We start from the raw sequence: 17,521 nt of genomic DNA on the forward strand, positions 1-17,521 counted from the left end.
ATGTCGAGGGGCTACCTGAGCTGATCGTCCGTGCGACTCGCGTCATAGACGGGTTCGTCGTCCATCAGCGGCGAGGCGCCACTGTCGGGTGAGACGTAACCCTCGGTCGACATGGTGTTGCCGCCGCTTCCCGAGCTGTTCTTGACGTCCTTCGCCTGGCTTGTGGCGTCGTCCTTCACGTTCGAGACGGCATCCGCTGCGGCGCCCTTGACCGAGTCTGCTGCCTGCTTCGCCGGCTCCTTCAGGTCCTGAGCAACGCCCTTGGCCGTTTCCTTGAGGTCGTCAACCAGCGGTGCCGCCTTGTCCTTCGCGGTCTGCGCCAGTTCCTTCTCCTTCTCGGATGCCGGGATGAGCGACGCGGCGAGCAGGCCGAGACCGAATGCGATGACTCCGACCGCCATCGGGTTGCCCTTCGCCTTGTCCACTGCTTTGTGCGGGGCGTCGCCGAACTGGGAGGCCTTACCGCCCACCTTGTCGCCGACGTTGGACGCGGCGTCCGTGACGTGCGATCTGGCATCTTCTGCGGCGCCCATGACGCTGTCCTTGACCTTCCTGGCCATACCTTTCACCCTCTCAGTCCGTCGCTGCACGATGCTCGACGGGCTGACCTTGTCGGCCAGAGCGTCGACATCGCTGCTGAGGTTGCTCCGGGTCTCTTCAATTTCCTGGCGGATTGCTTCAGGGTCGTTCGTCATCTCTGATCCTCACTTGTCTTGAATGCCTCGGGAACTTCTTTCAGCGTCTCCACTGTCTGGGGGGCGCCCTGGATCTCCTGCATTTCCTTCTTGCCGCGCAACGCCAGCACTGCGGCGATGATGCCCCAGATCACGGCGACGATGATCGCGGACCAGACCAGGCCGGTCAGGAATCCCAGGCCCCACCAGAGCGCGACCGAAAGGAAGACGAGGGCGAGCAGTCCGGCGACACCCGCGCCGCCGAACATCCCCGCGCCTTTTCCGGCTTTCTTGGCCGATGTTGAGAGTTCCGCCTTGGCAAGTTCTACCTCCTGGCGGAACAGCGTCGAGATGTCCCTCGTGACCTCGCCCAGAAGCTGGCCGAGGGACTCGCGTCTGTTGTCGTCGGGTTCGGGGACGTAGGGCTGACTCATCGAAGGTCACCGCTCGTCTGATAGTCCGAGGACCCGGCCGACCCGGTGTACCCGGGCGTGGTGGTGTAGCCGGTGTCACCGTAGGCGGTGGTTCCGTAGGCGGCACCCGCGGTGGCGATCGCCGGGTCCTCGCCGATGTAGGCTTCGCCGCCGGCCATGTATGTCGTATCCTGCGTGGACGAGTCGTTTCCGCTCGTGAGGGACTTGGCAAGCCGCCCGACGAGGATTCCGGCGCCAGCCGCAATCGCAATGAAAACGCCTGGGCGCTGCCGGGCGAACCGCTTGACGTCATCGAGCAGGTCGGCGGGTTCGCGGGATTCCAGCCAGCCAGCAACGTCACCGGCACGCGACGCCGCCTGCGAGACGAGGTTGGATGCCATTCCCTGGTCGGTTGAGTCGGCCATGGAGCGAAGCTGGTCGCTGACCGTGCGAAGGCCGTCTGTCGCGCGGTCCTTCTGGGTGGAAACCTGACCGCTCACCTGGTCGCGGACCTGTCCGGCCAGGTTCCTGGCCTGGTGTCCAACTTCGTTCTTCACGTTAGCGGCCTCGTCGGCAGCCGTCCCGGCTACATGGGAGCCTGCTCCCTTTACGCGGTCGGTGGTCGACGCGTCGCCGGCGCCTGATGAGGTTTGTGTCATGATTCTTCCTCCTCGGAGGAGACCGGCCGACCGTGTCAGGGGTGACGACGGCAGCACGGTCTCGAGTCGTGTGAGGAAATCTTCGCGCGAGGCCGATGCCAACACCAAGCTTCTGTGCGAGGCTTGACACCCCGCGAACAGGCGAGTATCACGCGTCCGGTAGATGAGGGGTCGGCCGGCCTGGACGGCGCAGAGAAACCTAGGAGTGCACCAGCGGGGAGAGTCCCTTGGCGGTCTCCGCGGCCTCGGGCAGTCCGGATGCCGCGAGCCAGTTACCGAGCATCAGGTATCCGCCCTCGGTGAGAACACTCTCGGGGTGGAATTGCACACCGTAGATCGGAGCATCGCGGTGCCTGAGGCCCATGATGACGCCACCGCTTGTCCGGCTCGTGACCACCAGATCCTCCGGCACAGTGCCGTTGATGACGGCGAGGGAGTGGTACCTGGTGGCGGTGAACGGCTGCGGTACGCCGGCGTAGAAGGCACTGTCATCGTGCTCGATCAGGCTGGTCTTGCCGTGCATGAGTTCGTCGGCATTTGTCACCGTCGCGCCGAATGCTTCAGCGATGGCCTGGTGGCCGAGGCACACGCCCAGCAACGGTGTGTCCGCCGCCAGTGCTGCTTTCACCATCGCTACAGAAACACCGGCGTCCGCGGGCTTGCCTGGGCCAGGGGACACCAGGACGGCATCGTACTCGGCGAGCCGCGCCGCGGCATCCGCTGCAGAGAAGGTGTCGTTGCGGACTACGTCGGTCTCAGCGCCGAGCTGCAGGAGATAGCCGTTCAGCGTGTAGACGAAGCTGTCGTAGTTGTCGATCACCAATACGCGCGTCACGTGAACCTCTTACTCTTCAACGGTTACTTCCTGGGTGTCGAGAAATGACTGCACCCAAGGGAACACCCAGGTGCCCAATACATACAAAACTACAGCGATCAGCGCCATCACGAGCAGAATCCGAACCCACACCGGACCCGGCAGTGCACGCCACAGTGCTCCGTACACGGTCAGTCCTCCACCGGATCGCTTAACGACGCGGGTTCACCAGCGGTGCGGGGCGTCCACGATTCGAACGCGCCATAGGCGATGATACGCTCCTCGGTTGAGAAGGCGGGGTTGCAACTGGTCAGAGTGATGATCGAGTCGGAGGCTTCTACCCCGTCAGCCTGCGGGACCGGGTTGAGAACGCCGACCCCGGACGGTTCGACGTACTCGAGTGTGCGGAACCGATAGGTGTACCAGCCCTCGGGTACCTCGACGACGATGGCGTCACCGACACGGAGCTCACCGATCAGGTTGAGCGGTTTGCCGTAGGAGTTTCGGTGACCGGCGACGGCGAAGTTTCCGGGCTGGCCGGGCATCTGGGTGTCTGGGTAGTGTCCGAGGCCAACAGTGTTGAGCGTGCGCGAGGTTGATACGCCGCCAGCAAGTTTGGCTGCATAGTCATCGCCGAATCGAGGTACGCGGAGAACACCGAACACCTCAGTGTCAGCGGGCTGACCCAAAACGACCGGATCCATCTGTTCCTGTGGCAATTCAGTTGCTGCAAGCGGGCCCGTCTGCCATCTCTCGCTCAGCTGGGCGGCATCATGGTCCTGGGTGGCACGAAGGACCGCATCGTTCAGCCACAGCTGCCAGGCGAGGAACAGCAAAACCAGAACACCAGCCGTTACGAGCAGTTCGCCGATAACCCCGGTCGCGCGGATCCGGCGCGCTGGTTTGCGCTCTCGGCCCCCGCGGGCACTCCGCGACGGAGCGAACGGCGAGCTGACGGGCATCTCGTCAGTCTAGCCGGACGAACTTTTCGGGAACCGGAAAGTTCTACACAGGGTTATCCACACACTGGGGATAATTACACTGGTGTAATTGTCCACAGTGTTAATAACCCTGTTAATAACTCTGGTCTGGGTTTTTGCGAATTGCCGCCGAAGGGGCTGTGGAGAATCCCGGGCGCGCCGGGATAAACCTGTGGAAACTACCGCCAGCGCGTGGTCATCAGGAAACCGATGAACGCGATCCCGAAGCCGACGACGATGTTCCAGGACTCTAGAGCCGGGATCGGCAGAGCACCCTGGCTGACATAGAAGACGATGATCCAGGCAAGACCCAGGAGCATGAACCCGAACATGACCGGCTTGAACCAAACCGGGTTTGGTGCCTGCTCACCGGAGCGCTGAGTGCTCGGGGCGGCCTGGGTGCTCTTCGTCTTGTCGCGTGCCATATGGCCGATTCTAGTCGGTTACAGGAGAAAAGCGCTTGCGAACGGGATGAGGCTGGCGGCGACGAGCGCGACACAGAGCGCCGTGATCAACAAAGTCTGTCGGCTCTTGTGTCGCAGGTGACGCGTTTCGTAGTAGATGAGCCCGGCCAGCGCACCGCCGACAAGTCCTCCGACGTGTGCCTGCCAGGCAACGTTGATGCCGGGGATGAAGCCGATCACGAGGTTGATGCCGACGAGGACGAGCAGGCCGTTCATGTTTCCACCGCGTTTGCGCTGGATGACGAGGAACGCGCCCATCAGTCCGAAGATGGCACCGGATGCACCGACCACCGGCACGTTGCCAGCGGTGAGGAACAGGACCCCAAGCGAACCAGCGAAACCCGAAAGGAGATAGAGCGTCAGGAAACGCGCTCGGCCAAGCATGGGCTCGAGCGCCTGCCCGAACAGCCACAGCGAGTACATGTTCAGGGCGACATGGAAGATCAGGTTCTGGGAATGAACGAAGACCGTCGTGAGCATCCGCCAGGGCTCGAACGCGAGCGGGGTCGAATACACACCCGCGTAAAGAAGATACTGAGTGATTCCGAGTCCCGGGATCAGTTGCAACAGGAAGACGAAGGCCGTTGCAGCGATGAGAACGTATGTGACGATCGGGCGATCGCTGCTCCGGCTGAAGAACCCGGTCCTTACGCGAGGAGCCGTCTTGCGCTGCTCCCTCATGCACTCGGGGCAGATGACCCCGACCGCACCCTGGGTTTGACACTCACCACAGATGGTGCGCCCGCACCGCTGGCACAGCACGAAACTCTGTCGATCGGGATGCCGGTAACAAAAGCTGCCCGATCGTACCGGTGGCACAGATGACTGGCTCATCGTACGAGGCAGGGACGAGGACCGGCCGGTGTTTGCTGTTTAGACGTCGGCAACCGTGACGCTCTCGATGACGATGTCGTCGAGGGGGCGGTCACGGGCGTCGCGAGGAACCTCGGCGAGCTTGTCGACGACCTTGCGACTCGCTTCGTCTTCGACAGCGCCGAAGATGGTGTGCTTGCCCTGCAGCCAGCTCGTGTTGCCGACCGTGATGAAGAACTGCGAGCCATTGGTGCCCTTGCCGGCGATCTTGCCGGCATTTGCCATGGCGAGCATGTACGGCTCGTTGAAGTTGAGCTCAGGGTTGATCTCGTCATCGAACTTGTAGCCCGGGCCACCGGTGCCGTTGCCGAGCGGGTCTCCGCCCTGGATCATGAAGCCGGGAATGATGCGGTGGAAGATGACACCGTTGTAAAGGGGGGTGTTCTTCCTGGTCTCACCGGTGCGCTCGTCAGTCCATTCGATCTCGCCCGTAGCAAGTCCAACGAAGTTCTTGACCGTCTTGGGGGCGTGGTCTCCGAAGAGGTTGACCTTGATATCGCCGTAGTTGGTGTGAAGGGTTGCGACAGCGGTGTGCTTTGACATGTTTTCAATTCTTACACACGCATTGACCCCGTCCGGGTGGCGTTCGGGCCATTCGGTGGCAAGATGGAGGTCTGTCGCGTCAAAAACGAGATCAATGGAGGTCAGCGGTGAGTCTGTCACGCAAGCGCAAGAAAGAACTCAAGCGACTCAAGGGTGAGGCCAATGAGTTGTGGCACGCCCAGCAGGAGATTCTTGACCACGCCAACCACGTCGCCCGCGAGGCGAGTAGGCAGTTGGGTGCATATGGCCGTGAACAGGTCGTCCCCTCCGTCGTGAGCACGTACGAACACAAGGTCCAGCCGGTCGTCGACCGTGGATATGCCGCATCCCGCGGCGTCGTCGAGGGCGCCAGGCGCGGCCTCGACAAGACGGTCTTCCCGGTGCTCGGTGGGGTTGTCGGCAGTGTCTTGTCCATTGGAGACATTGCCAAGGACCACCGGGTCCGTGCGGCCCTCGAGCGCTTCCAGCCGAAACCTCCGCCCAAGAAGACGTCGAACGTCGGCGGCGTCATCGCCGTCGGGGCCGGTGTTCTGGCGGCGGCCGGCGTGGCTTACGCCGTCTGGCAGACATTCCGCGCCGACGACGAACTGTGGGTTGCGGATGAAGAGCCGGCACTGCCGAACCTCTGAACCTCAGACTGAATAAAGGCCGGTCCCCGTCGGGGGCCGGTCTTTTTTGATACAGGGCAAGCCCTGGTGTTCCGCCGGTCCACCAGCGAGGATGAAGAACGCCTTTGTCTGCGCCTAGTGAGGAACGAATCATGCCGGTACGGGAATTGGCTGAAGCCGAATCACTCGAGCTGCTTGCCGGAGCGCCGGTCGGGCGGATCGTTGTCTCGGTGGGCGACGTCACGGACATTTATCCCGTGACGCACACCGTCTTGGATGGAGCCGTCTATTTTCGAACGGCACCCGGGGACAAGCTCGCCGCCCTGGCTTCCAACGCCGCCGTGTTGTTCGAGGCAGACGATCTGACCGGCGGCCGGGCCTGGAGTGTTGTGGTGCATGGACTCGCGCGGCGGCTCGAGTACGACGAGGAGATCGAGCCGGTCGCGGATCGGCTGCGCAACCCGTTCGCTCACGGACCCAGAGACGTCGTTGTCCGCATTGTGCCGAGTTCGGTGAGCGGTCGACTTTTTGAGCCCGGCGACGATGACACTGAGACGCTGGAGCCCACGGACTGAGCGAGCGTAACCTCACTGACCAGTTACAGCATGGCGAGGGCGAGGTCCACGAGACCGACCCGGTCGAGCGATGAAATCTCGTTCAGCGGATGCCACGCGGCGTGGTCGGTCGACCCACCCACTTCGTCGGTGAGTTCACCGCCGGTCACATGAGCACGGTAGATGATCCGTAAACCGTGCAGCGCTTGGGTCGCTCCCGGGGTGAGACGGTCCTCAGCTTGCGTCACGAACGAAGAGATTCCAAGCAGTTCGTCCAGTTCGGCCGTGTAGCCCGTCTCCTCGAGGATTTCCCGCACCGCAGCATCCGCTGGGTCTTCGCCGGGATTGATGCCCCCACCAGGCAACGTCCAGCCGCTGCGACCGTGTTCGCGCCAGTGCGCGAGGAGGATTCGATCGCCGTCGATGATTACCCCGTAGGCGGCGACTCGTATGTCCATGAGGACACAATACTCACCGAGAGGGACTTCATGCCGGGTACGAGAAAAGCCCGCCTCATGATGAGGCGGGCTTTCTCTTCCTGTGGAGCCTAGGGGAATCGAACCCCTGACCTCCTGCTTGCAAAGCAGGCGCTCTACCAATTGAGCTAAGGCCCCGATTACGGGAAACTGTGTGAAAAACGTCTCCCGAGTGGGGATACCAGGACTTGAACCTGGGACCTCTTCGTTATCAGCGAAGCGCTCTAACCGCCTGAGCTATATCCCCGTTTGGGCAGCTTTGAGACTACCTGAAATTCGCCATATGTTCTAATCGAGGGGGCTGGGAGGGCCCCCTCGACGAGGACGAATCAGTTGTTGGTGAACCCGACCAGCAGTCCACCGGTGATTTTCACGCTGAGGTTGTACAGAGCCGCACACAGCGCGCCGAGTGCCGTCACCACGATGAGGTTGAGGATAGCAACGACGACCGCGAAGCCCATCACACGACCGAGGTTGAAGATGGCGGTGAGGTCCTGGCCTGCTCCCGCGACCTCAGTGAACAGTGAGTTGACCTGATCGAAGATTTTCGTCTGGTCGAGGACTGTGTAGACGAGGAAGAACACGATGATGGTCACGATGGCGAGAGCCACCGCGAGCAGGAACGACAATTTCACTGCCGACCAGAAGTCGATGTAGACCAGTTTCAGCCGTACCTGTTTGGTCGACGTGCGCTTGGTCGACTTGTTCGCGAGCTTCTCGGCAACGCTACTCATACTTCTTCTTCCTTCTCAGCCTCACTCGCGGGCGCTGCAGCTTCGTTCACGGTGAGAACTTCGGCTGCTTCTGCATCCACGGCGACAAGATTACGGTCACTGTTCCTGGCCAGGGCAATAATGCGATCGTCGTCAGCGAATCGCGCGAAGACGACGCCCATGGTGTCCCTGCCCTTGGCGGGAACTTCGGCCACGGCAGACCTTACCACCTTGCCGGTGGCAAGAACCACAAGCACTTCGTCGTCTTCACTCACGATGAGCGCACCGGCGAGGTGACCGCGGTCTTCGTTGTACTTGGCGACCTTGATGCCCAAACCGCCACGGTTCTGGAGTCGATACTGTTCCACCGCGGTGCGTTTCGCGTACCCGCCTTCGGTGGCGATGAAGACGAATGCATCGGTTTCGGGGGCTGCCGGGAGAACAGACACCGAAAGCAGCTCATCGTTGTCTCGGAAGTTCATTCCGATCACGCCCGAGGTGGATCGTCCCATCGGCCGTAACGCCTCATCGCTCGCGGTGAATCGGATCGACATGCCACGACGCGAGACGAGGAACAGGTCGCTGTCGTCCTCGACGAGGAGGGCTCCGACCAGTTCGTCACCGTCGCGCAGGTTGATCGCGATGATGCCACCCGTGCGGTTGGTGTCGTATTCGCTGAGCGCCGTCTTCTTCACGAGTCCGTTGCGGGTGGCCAGCACCAGGTAGGTAGCAGCCTGGTAGTCCGGGATGTCGAGGATCTCGGCGATCTCTTCATCGGGCTGCATGGCCAGCAGGTTCGCGACGTGCTGCCCCTTCGCATCCCGCCCGGCTTCCTGCACTTCGTAGGCCTTGGCACGATAGACCCGGCCCTTGTTGCTGAAGAACAGCAACCAGTGGTGGGTGGTGGTGACGAAGAAGTGGTCGACGACGTCGTCCGCGCGAAGCTGGGCGCCCTTGACGCCCTTGCCGCCACGGTGCTGCTGCCGATAATTGTCGCTCCGTGTGCGCTTGATGTATCCGCCGCGGGTGACGGAGATGACCATCTCTTCCTCGGGAATGAGGTCTTCGATGGACATGTCGCCGTCGTAGCCGAACATGATCTCGGTGCGGCGGTCGTCTCCGTACCGCTCGACGATCCCTGTGAGCTCATCGCTCACGATGGTGCGCTGGCGCTCAGGGCTGGCGAGGATCGCCTTGTACTCGGTGATCTCACGTTCGATCTCGTCGTGCTCGTCGATGATCTTCTGACGTTCCAGGGCGGCCAGACGGCGCAGCTGCATCTCGAGGATCGCACGTGCCTGCAGTTCGTCGATGGCGAGCAGGTCCATCAGCCCGTCGCGGGCGTCTTCGACGGTTCCCGACCGGCGGATGAGCGCGATGACCTCGTCGAGGGCGTCGAGGGCCTTCAAATAGCCGCGGAGGATGTGTGCGCGTTCCTCGGCCTTCATCAGACGGTGGGTGGTGCGCCGGACGATGACATCGATCTGGTGGGCTGTCCAGGCGGTGATGAATCCGTCGAGCGCGAGGGTGCGCGGGATGCCGTCAACGATCGCCAGCATGTTGGCGCCGAAGTTCTCCTGCAGCGAGGTGTGCTTGTACAGGTTGTTAAGCACGACCTTGGCAACCGCGTCGCGCTTGAGCACGATGACGAGGCGCTGGCCGGTGCGGCCAGAGGTCTCGTCACGGATGTCGGCGATGCCGGAGATCTTGCCATCCTTGACCATGTCGGCGATCTTGACGGCCAGATTGTCGGGGTTCACCTGGTACGGCAACTCCGTCACGACGAGGCAGGTACGACCCTGGATCTCTTCTACGTTCACGACGGCCCGCATCGTGATCGAACCCCGGCCCGTCGTGTAGGCGTCGTGAATGCCCTTGACTCCGAGGATCTGGGCGCCGGTCGGGAAGTCGGGACCCTTGATGCGCTGCATGAGGGCTTCGAGCAGTTGTTCACGCGAAGCATCCGGGTTCGCGAGGTGCCACAGGGCGCCGGCCGAGACCTCGCGAAGGTTGTGCGGCGGGATGTTGGTCGCCATGCCCACCGCGATGCCGACCGACCCGTTTACCAGAAGATTCGGGAAGCGGGCCGGGAGCACAGCGGGCTCCTGGGTGCGGCCGTCGTAGTTGTCCTGGAAGTCGACGGTGTCTTCATCGATGTCCCTGACCATCTCCATGGCCAGCGGGGCCATCTTGGTCTCGGTGTATCGCGGTGCTGCTGCGCCGTCGTTTCCGGGGGACCCGAAGTTGCCCTGGCCAAGAGCCAACGGGTAGCGCAGACTCCACGGCTGGACGAGCCGAACAAGCGCGTCGTAGATGGCGGAGTCACCGTGGGGGTGGAACTGTCCCATGACATCGCCGACCACGCGAGCGCACTTCGAGAATGCCTTGTCTGGCCGGTACCCGCCGTCGTACATCGCATAGATCACGCGGCGGTGAACGGGCTTCATGCCGTCCCGCACCTCGGGAAGCGCACGGCCGACGATGACGCTCATCGCGTAGTCGAGGTACGACCGCTGCATTTCCAGCTGCAGGTCGACCTGGCTGATCTTTCCGTGCACGCCGGGGTCGGTGGTTTCGTCTGTGACGGCGTCCTCCGGGAGGCTGGTGTCTCGAGTGGTGTCGTCGTTAGATGTCAAGGAACCGCACGTCCTTCGCGTTCTTTTGGATGAAGTTGCGGCGGGACTCGACGTCCTCGCCCATCAGGGTGGAAAAAATCTCGTCTGCGGCAGCAGCGTCGTCGAGGGTGACCTGCATCAGCGTGCGGGTCTCTGGCGCCATCGTGGTTTCCCACAGCTCCTTGTAGTCCATCTCGCCGAGGCCCTTGTACCGCTGGATGCCGTTCTCCTTCGGAATCCGGCGGCCGGCGGCGGCGCCTGCGGCAAGCCGAGCGTCCCGTTCCGCGTCGCTGTAGACATACTCGTGGGCCGCATTGGACCACTTGAGCTTGAAAAGCGGCGGCTGCGCCAGGTACACGTACCCGAAATCGATCAATGGGCGCATGTACCGGAAGAGCAGCGTGAGCAGCAACGTGGTGATGTGCTGGCCGTCGACGTCAGCATCGGCCATCAGGACGATCTTGTGATAGCGAGCCTTTTCAGGGTTGAAGTCTTCGCCTATTCCGGCGCCGAACGCTGTGATCATCGCCTGTACCTCAGCGTTACCGAGGGCACGGTCAAGCCGTGCCTTTTCGACGTTGAGGATTTTGCCACGAAGCGGGAGGATCGCCTGCGTCTCAGGGTTTCGTCCCTGGACTGCCGATCCGCCTGCCGAGTCACCCTCGACGATGAAGATTTCGGAAAGCGAGGGGTCCTTGGACTGGCAGTCCTTGAGTTTTCCGGGCATGCCGCCACCCTCGAGAAGTCCCTTGCGGCGGGCGGTCTCTCGGGCCTTGCGGGCAGCCATGCGCGCGGTCGCCGCCTGGAAAGCCTTTCGGATGATCTCCTTGGCTTGGGCAGGGTTGCGCCCGAACCAGTCACCGAGCTGATCGCCCACCACCTTCTGCACGAACGCCTTGGCCTCGGTGTTGCCGAGTTTGGTCTTCGTCTGGCCTTCGAACTGCGGTTCGGTGAGTTTCACGGAGATGACCGCGGTCAGGCCCTCGCGCACGTCGTCGCCGGAGAGGTTGTCGTCCTTCTCCTTGAGCAGCCCCTTCTCGCGGGCGTACTTGTTGACAAGTGTGGTCAGTGCGGCGCGGAAACCCTCTTCGTGGGTTCCACCCTCGTGGGTGTTGATCGTGTTCGCGTAGGTGTGCACGCTCTCCGTGTACGCGGTCGTCCATTGCATGGCGACTTCGAGGGCGATCTTGCGGTTGTCGTCTTCGGTTTCGAACGAGATGATCTCGTCATTGACGAGATCGGCTTTCCGCGCGTGGTTGAGGTACTCGACGTAGTCGACGAGTCCGCGCTCGTAGAGAAAGACGTTCGACTGCTGAACCAGTTCCGGCTCTTTGCCGTCGACACCGGTTGATGCCTCGACCAGGTGGTCAGGTCGCTCGTCGTGCAGAGCGATCCGCAGCCCTTTGTTGAGGAACGCCATCTGCTGGAACCGGGTGCGGAGGGTGTCGTAGTCGAATTCGATCGTCTCGAAAATCTCGGCACTGGGCCAGAATGTGACCGTCGTTCCGGTCTCATCGGAGTCTTCACCCTGTGCGAGGGGTGCATCGGCGACACCGTCGTGGAACGTCGCACGCCAGACGGAACCCTGGCGCCGAACTTCGACGTCAAGACGGCTGGAAAGAGCGTTGACCACCGAGCTGCCCACTCCATGCAGTCCACCGGAGACGGCGTAACCGCCCCCACCGAACTTTCCGCCGGCGTGCAGGATCGTCAGGACGACTTCGACGGTCGATTTGCCCTCGACGGGGTGGATGTCGACGGGGATTCCGCGGCCGTTATCGACAACGCGCACGGCGCCGTCGGGGAGGATCGTAACCTCGATGTTGTCGCAGTAGCCTGCCAGGGCCTCGTCGACAGCGTTATCGACGATCTCGTAAACCAAGTGGTGTAAACCGCGCGGACCGGTGGAACCGATGTACATTCCTGGACGTTTGCGTACGGCTTCGAGACCTTCGAGAACCTGAATTTGGCTTGCGCCGTAGTCACTGTTGTCTGCGGACCTGTTCGGTTCTGATGACATATGAAATTAGGCTCCAAACCGTGTTCGTGCTCGACATGTAATTCTATCAAGAACGCGACCGCTTCGGGGCCGATATGCCCCTCTCAGCCACTTTTATCGCACGGGCGACCAGATTTGTCTGGTTAACCGTAGGTATCGCGCACGCCACGCCCCTGAACCGATCTGGGACCGCGTTTGAAGGTTGGGACGTTGGGTCCTAAAAACCGGATGCTCTCTATGCCGGCTTCCGGGTACCTCACGGCGATGTGCGTCATGATGTCGACCCGCATCAATCGGAGCTGCGTTGCCCATGCGGTCGATTCGCACTGCACGCTGAGCACACCCTGTTCGATTCCCACCGGAGATGAGTGGTTGGCCGTCTCTTCCCCGGCGAGTTCCTTCCAGTTCGCGACGAGGTCGGACTGGGCGAGCGGTGAATCCCAGCCCAGCTGGCTGGTCAGCGTCCCGAGTACGTCGCCGACACCCTTGGGGTCGCGACCGTGTCCGAACGGGATGCTCTCGGCAGGATCTGTTTTTCGGTTCCGTTTGCTTTTTGCGTAGTGTTTCTGGCCGCCGAACAGCTCCTTGAAGCGCACATAGACGCGCGCGGATTCGGAGAGAGATTCACCGCCACGATTGAGCTCAGCCACGGGAGACCTCCTCGGCGGTTTCGAGGATGCGGCCGGCCGAGATGTGCACGGTCTGTGCGGTGAGCGCCTCCGGTACATCATCCAGAACAGCTGCGGTGATGAGAACCTGCTCGAAACCGGCAACCGCTGCGGCCAGTCGGGCACGGCGGTTCAGGTCCAGCTCGGCGAAGACGTCATCGAGGATGAGTACCGGGTCGCCCGTGTTCGAGTCGCGACGAAGTAGGTCAGCTGACGCCAGTTTGAGGGCGAGCGCGAACGACCAGGTCTCGCCATGGCTCGCGTACCCCTTCACCGGCAGAGAATTCAGCTCGAACAAGACGTCGTCCCGGTGCGGCCCCACCAAAGTCAGTCCGCGTTCGAGCTCGCTGCGGCGCTGCAACGCCAAAGCGGTGCGGAACCGCTCAGCGGTGCCGGCCGCTGGTGCACCACCGAGATTCGCGGACGGCGCGGTGGACGGAACATCCGTATCGGTGTCGACTCCGTCGATGCTGAGCAGCGCGGTCAACCTCGGCCGGTGATCGTCGCCGACAACGGAAGCGTACGCATCGCGGATCGGCTGTCTGAGCGATTCGATCAGGGCCACTCTCTCGTCGACGATTTCGGAACCGAGCGAGACGAGTTTGTCATCCCAGATCTCGAGTGTGGTCAGCTGGTTCGCCTTCAAGCCAGACACCCGGGCCGATTTCAACAGCGAGTTGCGCTGCTTCAGCGTCCGCTCATAGTCCGTGAGGACCCCGGCAAGCCGAGGAGTATGGAGGACGAGCAGCTGGTCGAGGAACCGGCGGCGCCCGGAGGGATCGCCCCGGATGATGCCGAGATCTTCGGGTGCGAACAGGACGCTCGAAAAGTACCGCGGCAGCTCACGAGGTTTGATCTGCCCTCGATTGATCTGGGCACGGTTGGCTCCCGTACGGTTGATCTGGACTTCTGCGAGGATATCCCGGCCCTTGTGCTGCAGCCGGGCGCGGATCACTGCGGCGTCCTCACCGGCCCGAATCAGTGCGGCATCGGTGGAGACGCGGTGTGATCCAAGGGTGGACAGATAACCGAGCGCTTCGACGAGGTTTGTCTTGCCCTGTCCGTTACGGCCGACGAAAAGGTTCGCGCCCGGTGCCATCGCTACGTCAGCGACCGCATAGTTGCGGTAATTACTGAGGTTGAGGTGGGTGACGATCACCGAGTAAGCCTACCGATGGCGCCTGACAGCCGCTTCAGTCGTCAGACTTCTTGACCGCGTGCCCGCCGAACTGGTTCCGGAGCGCAGCCACGGCCTTCATTGCCGGGGAGTCGTCCTGGCGCGAAACGAATCGCGCGAAAATGGATGCCGAGATGGTCGGCACGGGCACGGCATTGGCGACGGCCTCCTCGATCGTCCATCGGCCTTCGCCTGAATCCTCCACGTATCCTTCGATCTCCGAGAGATCGTCATCTTCGTCGAGGGCACGGACGAGGAGCTCCAGCAGCCAGGACCGCACCACGGTTCCGCGCTGCCAGGCTTTGAAGGTACCCGGTACGTCACGGATGATGTCTTCGCGCTTCTCGAGCAGCTCGAATCCTTCGGCATACGCCTGCATGAGCGCATATTCGATGCCGTTGTGCACCATCTTCGCGTAGTGCCCGGCACCGACCTCCCCAACGTGAACGAAGCCCTCCTCACGCGGACCTTCCGGCCGGAGAGCGTCGAAGACCGGCATGACCCGCTCCACCTGCGCCGTGGATCCGCCGACCATCAGGCCGTAACCGTTCTCGAGTCCCCAAACCCCGCCCGAGACACCGGCGTCGATGTAGTCGATGCCCTTGGCAGAGAGAAGTTCTGCGTGCTTGAAGTCCTCGGTGAACCGGCTGTTCCCTCCGTCGATGACGAGGTCACCGGCGTCAAGCCGATCGTTGAGCTGGGCGACGACATCGTCGGTGATCTTGCCCGCGGGCACCATGACCCAGACGGTGCGGGGCGACGGCAGCGCAGCGACGAGATCGTCCAGAGTCGCGACATCCGAGACATCCGCATTCTTGTCGAATCCGGTGACCTCGATGCCCGCGTTCCGCAGGCGGGTCCGCATGTTGGCGCCCATTCTGCCGAGTCCGATGAGACCGATGTGCATGCGAGTTGTTCCTTCGAGGTTGGGAGGGTGATTCGAGTCAGCGCAGGAGCAGGTTGGGCTGCAGCAGGTACTTGAAGCTGTCGGCTCCCGGCTGGTCTTTCGACGACTGGCTGGTGATGAGCATGGGACCAGGCTTGTTGGTGTTCTCGCTCTTCGTGAACGAGAACCGCACGTACTCGCTGCGGACGGCAGTGAGCCCGTCGATGAGGAACTGTGGTTTGAGGCTGAGCACGATGTCGTCGCCGGTGAGCAGTGCGTCGATCGCTTCGGATGCCTGCGCCTGCTCTGAACCGACGGCCTCCATGGTCAGCCCATCGATCGTGAAGGTGAAGCGCAGAGCCGCTTCACGTTCGAGTACCAGCGACACCCGGCGGACGGCTTCGATCAGCTCGGCCGTGTTGATGACGGCGTAATTCTCGCTGGAATCCGGGAACAGCCGGCGAACCGGGGGGAATGAACCCTTGATCAGCAGTGAAGTGACGGTCTTTTTGTCGGCCGTGAACGCGATGAGTTCCCGGTCGTCCTTGCTGGTGAAGGCGACCGAGATCGTCGAAGAATGGCCGAAGGTCTTGCCGACTTCCTGCAGAGTTCGTGCGGGAACCAGGGCAACGAGGCCGTCTGCCGCGGTGTTGTCGCCGTTGTCCCAGTCGATCTCACGAACGGCGACGCGGTAACGGTCGGTGGCGACCAGGCTCAGCCGGTTGTCGGTGACTTCGAGCTGAACACCGGTGATCACTGGAGTGACGTCATCCCGGGATGCGGCAACGGCAACCTGTGCGACTGCTGCAGCGAAATCTTCGCCGGGAACCAGGCCGGTTTCTCCAGAAATCTGCGGGATGCTCGGATATTCCTCGACAGGCATCGACAGCAATGTGAAGTTCGCCGATCCGCAAGAGACGACGATGCGGTTCTCGTTGGTGGTGAACTGCACCGGTGCGTTCGGCAGCCGGCTGGCGATGTCGGCGAGCAGGCGCCCTGAGACCAGGATCGTTCCTGGCTCGTCCACCTGGGCGCTGATCTCTGTTTGAGCCGAGACCTCGTAGTCGAAACTCGACAGGGTCAGACCGCTGTCGGTGGCTTCGATGAGCACACCGCTCAGGATCGGAAGTGTCGTTCGCTGAGGCAATAGCTTCACCGCGAATGAGACTGCTTCACTGAAGACATCGCGATTGACGCTAAACCGCACGATTGGATCCCCTGTCGTTTCAAGGTACGAGTGGCTCCCCATGTTAGTCGGGTCGGAGAAGCGCTGTCATTCACGTCTTCTGTCGACGGCCTGAGGCGAAGACGACGGCCGGAAAAGGTTATTGGCTGGAGAGAAGGTTAAAGAATGGTTAATGGTCTTAACCGTTGTGGAAACTGTGGATAACTTCCGGCACGCCAGCGTTTTCATGGGAACTACACCAGTGTGAGTTGTTGGCCGTGTGTGCAATCGGTGTCGACGGGATCCCATGCAGTTACTGGCATCCAAGCCCGTTCTACACATTCCGCAGAGATCCGTGCACAGAATCGCCCGAGTTTTCAGCCGAGTTTCCACAGGGTTATCCACATTGTGTACGACGCCTCAGTTTCCACAACGTTAACCGCCCGTGAGCACCGCTTTAACGAGTGAAACGGTGCCCTTGTTTGATCCGGCTGGTCAATTCGGTCACCTGGTTATAAATCGACCGACGCTCCTGCATGAGGTCCGAAATCTTCTTATTCGCGTACATCACTGTCGTGTGGTCGCGGTTTCCGAAGAGCTGTCCGATCTTCGGAAGCGACAAATTCGTCAGTTCGCGACAGAGATACATGGCGATCTGACGGGCAGTGGCGATCGCCTGGGACCGGCTGGAGCCGTAGAGGTCATCCACACTGAGCTTGAAGTAGGCGGCCGTGATGTTGATGATGTCGACCGGTGAGATGACGTTGTCGTCGTCGAGGGTGATGAGGTCTTTCAGCACCGTCTGCACAAGGTTCATGTCGACCGGCGTGCGGTTGAGGCTCGCGAACGCGGTCACGCGGATGAGGGTTCCCTCGAGTTCGCGGATGTTACTCGACACCTTCGAGGCGATGAATTCGAGCACTTCGTCCGGGATCTGGAGTTTTTCGCTCTGGGCTTTCTTTCGAAGGATCGCGATCCGTGTCTCCAGGTCGGGAACCTGAACGTCGGTGATCAGGCCCCACTCGAACCGTGATCGCATCCGGTCTTCGAACCCGGTGAGCGCTTTGGGAGGCAGGTCGCTGGTGATCGCCACCTGTTTGTTGTGGTCATGCAAGGTGTTGAAGGTGTGGAAGAACGCTTCTTGCGTCTCCGCCTTGCCCTGCAGGAACTGGATGTCGTCGATCAGGAGGATGTCGATGTCGCGGTATCGCGCCTGGAAGACGGATCCTCGGTTGTTGGC

General features: G+C 61.8%; 19 protein-coding genes and 2 tRNA genes. 2 read left to right on the forward strand and 19 right to left on the reverse strand.

The genetic code is table 11. From position 1 onward, the window contains the following. Window positions 1–11: 11 nt before the first annotated feature. The 8 genes from JWP90_RS12205 to JWP90_RS12240 form a co-directional block, all read right to left on the reverse strand. Complete coding sequence (locus JWP90_RS12205; protein WP_297364579.1) at window positions 12–695, reverse strand: DUF3618 domain-containing protein; 684 nt, start codon at window positions 693–695, stop codon at window positions 12–14. Continuing rightward, window positions 692–1,108: a phage holin family protein gene (locus JWP90_RS12210; RefSeq protein WP_297364581.1), complete on the reverse strand. Its 417-nt coding sequence runs from the start codon at window positions 1,106–1,108 to the stop codon at window positions 692–694. Before JWP90_RS12210 ends, JWP90_RS12205 begins: the two co-directional genes overlap by 4 nt. Then, window positions 1,105–1,746, reverse strand: coding sequence for a hypothetical protein (locus JWP90_RS12215; protein WP_297364584.1), 642 nt, complete (start codon window positions 1,744–1,746; stop codon window positions 1,105–1,107). The genes JWP90_RS12210 and JWP90_RS12215 overlap by 4 nt, the downstream gene beginning before the upstream one ends. 199 nt (window positions 1,747–1,945) lie before the next feature. Continuing rightward, complete coding sequence (locus JWP90_RS12220; protein WP_297364587.1) at window positions 1,946–2,581, reverse strand: aminodeoxychorismate/anthranilate synthase component II; 636 nt, start codon at window positions 2,579–2,581, stop codon at window positions 1,946–1,948. 170 nt (window positions 2,582–2,751) lie between these two features. Further along, window positions 2,752–3,522: a class E sortase gene (locus JWP90_RS12225; RefSeq protein WP_297364590.1), complete on the reverse strand. Its 771-nt coding sequence runs from the start codon at window positions 3,520–3,522 to the stop codon at window positions 2,752–2,754. A 197-nt stretch (window positions 3,523–3,719) separates the two neighbouring features. Continuing rightward, window positions 3,720–3,965, reverse strand: a complete 246-nt coding sequence (locus JWP90_RS12230; RefSeq protein ID WP_297364593.1) for a cell division protein CrgA — start codon at window positions 3,963–3,965, stop codon at window positions 3,720–3,722. Window positions 3,966–3,983: 18 nt separating this feature from the next. After that, window positions 3,984–4,685, reverse strand: a complete 702-nt coding sequence (locus tag JWP90_RS12235) for a rhomboid family intramembrane serine protease (RefSeq protein ID WP_367182727.1) — start codon at window positions 4,683–4,685, stop codon at window positions 3,984–3,986. 192 nt (window positions 4,686–4,877) lie between these two features. Next, on the reverse strand, window positions 4,878–5,420 hold the full coding sequence (locus JWP90_RS12240) for a peptidylprolyl isomerase (RefSeq protein ID WP_297364599.1): 543 nt from the start codon (window positions 5,418–5,420) through the stop codon (window positions 4,878–4,880). 107 nt (window positions 5,421–5,527) lie between these two features. Between JWP90_RS12240 and JWP90_RS12245 the strand changes: the two genes are divergently transcribed. Both JWP90_RS12245 and JWP90_RS12250 read left to right on the forward strand, forming a co-directional pair. Then, entirely contained in the window at window positions 5,528–6,049 is a 522-nt protein-coding gene (locus JWP90_RS12245; protein WP_297364602.1) for a DNA helicase, read from the forward strand. 131 nt (window positions 6,050–6,180) lie between these two features. Then, window positions 6,181–6,603 (forward strand): pyridoxamine 5'-phosphate oxidase family protein, encoded by a 423-nt coding sequence (locus tag JWP90_RS12250; protein WP_297364605.1) that lies wholly within the window; start codon window positions 6,181–6,183, stop codon window positions 6,601–6,603. 23 nt (window positions 6,604–6,626) lie between these two features. On the opposite strand, the gene JWP90_RS12255 is transcribed toward JWP90_RS12250, so the two are convergent. From JWP90_RS12255 to dnaA, 11 genes are all read right to left on the reverse strand, one after another. Further along, complete coding sequence (locus JWP90_RS12255) at window positions 6,627–7,040, reverse strand: NUDIX hydrolase (RefSeq protein ID WP_297364608.1); 414 nt, start codon at window positions 7,038–7,040, stop codon at window positions 6,627–6,629. Between the two features lie 83 nt (window positions 7,041–7,123). Continuing rightward, window positions 7,124–7,196, reverse strand: a tRNA-Ala gene (locus JWP90_RS12260). Window positions 7,197–7,231: 35 nt separating this feature from the next. Then, window positions 7,232–7,305, reverse strand: a tRNA-Ile gene (locus JWP90_RS12265). An 82-nt stretch (window positions 7,306–7,387) separates the two neighbouring features. Beyond that, window positions 7,388–7,792, reverse strand: a complete 405-nt coding sequence (locus tag JWP90_RS12270) for a DUF3566 domain-containing protein (protein WP_297364611.1) — start codon at window positions 7,790–7,792, stop codon at window positions 7,388–7,390. Continuing rightward, the gene (gene gyrA, locus JWP90_RS12275) at window positions 7,789–10,329 is read right to left on the reverse strand and encodes a DNA gyrase subunit A (RefSeq protein WP_297364638.1); all 2,541 of its coding nucleotides are present in this window, start codon (window positions 10,327–10,329) and stop codon (window positions 7,789–7,791) included. Before gyrA ends, JWP90_RS12270 begins: the two co-directional genes overlap by 4 nt. Window positions 10,330–10,396: 67 nt before the next feature. Next, window positions 10,397–12,406: a DNA topoisomerase (ATP-hydrolyzing) subunit B gene (gyrB, locus tag JWP90_RS12280; protein WP_297364614.1), complete on the reverse strand. Its 2,010-nt coding sequence runs from the start codon at window positions 12,404–12,406 to the stop codon at window positions 10,397–10,399. Window positions 12,407–12,528: 122 nt separating this feature from the next. Further along, window positions 12,529–13,035 (reverse strand): DUF721 domain-containing protein, encoded by a 507-nt coding sequence (locus JWP90_RS12285; protein WP_297364617.1) that lies wholly within the window; start codon window positions 13,033–13,035, stop codon window positions 12,529–12,531. Further along, window positions 13,028–14,212, reverse strand: a complete 1,185-nt coding sequence (gene recF / locus JWP90_RS12290; RefSeq protein ID WP_297364619.1) for a DNA replication/repair protein RecF — start codon at window positions 14,210–14,212, stop codon at window positions 13,028–13,030. The genes JWP90_RS12285 and recF overlap by 8 nt, the downstream gene beginning before the upstream one ends. A gap of 34 nt (window positions 14,213–14,246) precedes the next feature. Next, window positions 14,247–15,137 carry a phosphogluconate dehydrogenase (NAD(+)-dependent, decarboxylating) gene (gene gnd / locus JWP90_RS12295; RefSeq protein WP_297364621.1) on the reverse strand — a complete coding sequence of 297 codons (891 nt, stop codon included), beginning with the start codon at window positions 15,135–15,137 and terminating at the stop codon, window positions 14,247–14,249. Window positions 15,138–15,174: 37 nt separating this feature from the next. Then, window positions 15,175–16,323 carry a DNA polymerase III subunit beta gene (gene dnaN, locus JWP90_RS12300; protein ID WP_297364624.1) on the reverse strand — a complete coding sequence of 383 codons (1,149 nt, stop codon included), beginning with the start codon at window positions 16,321–16,323 and terminating at the stop codon, window positions 15,175–15,177. Window positions 16,324–16,738: 415 nt separating this feature from the next. Continuing rightward, window positions 16,739–17,521: chromosomal replication initiator protein DnaA (gene dnaA / locus JWP90_RS12305; RefSeq protein WP_297364627.1), on the reverse strand; the 783-nt coding region annotated here is incomplete at its 5' end.

The sequence above is a fragment of the Mycetocola sp. genome (genome assembly GCF_025464835.1).
Lineage (GTDB): Bacteria > Actinomycetota > Actinomycetes > Actinomycetales > Microbacteriaceae > Mycetocola_A.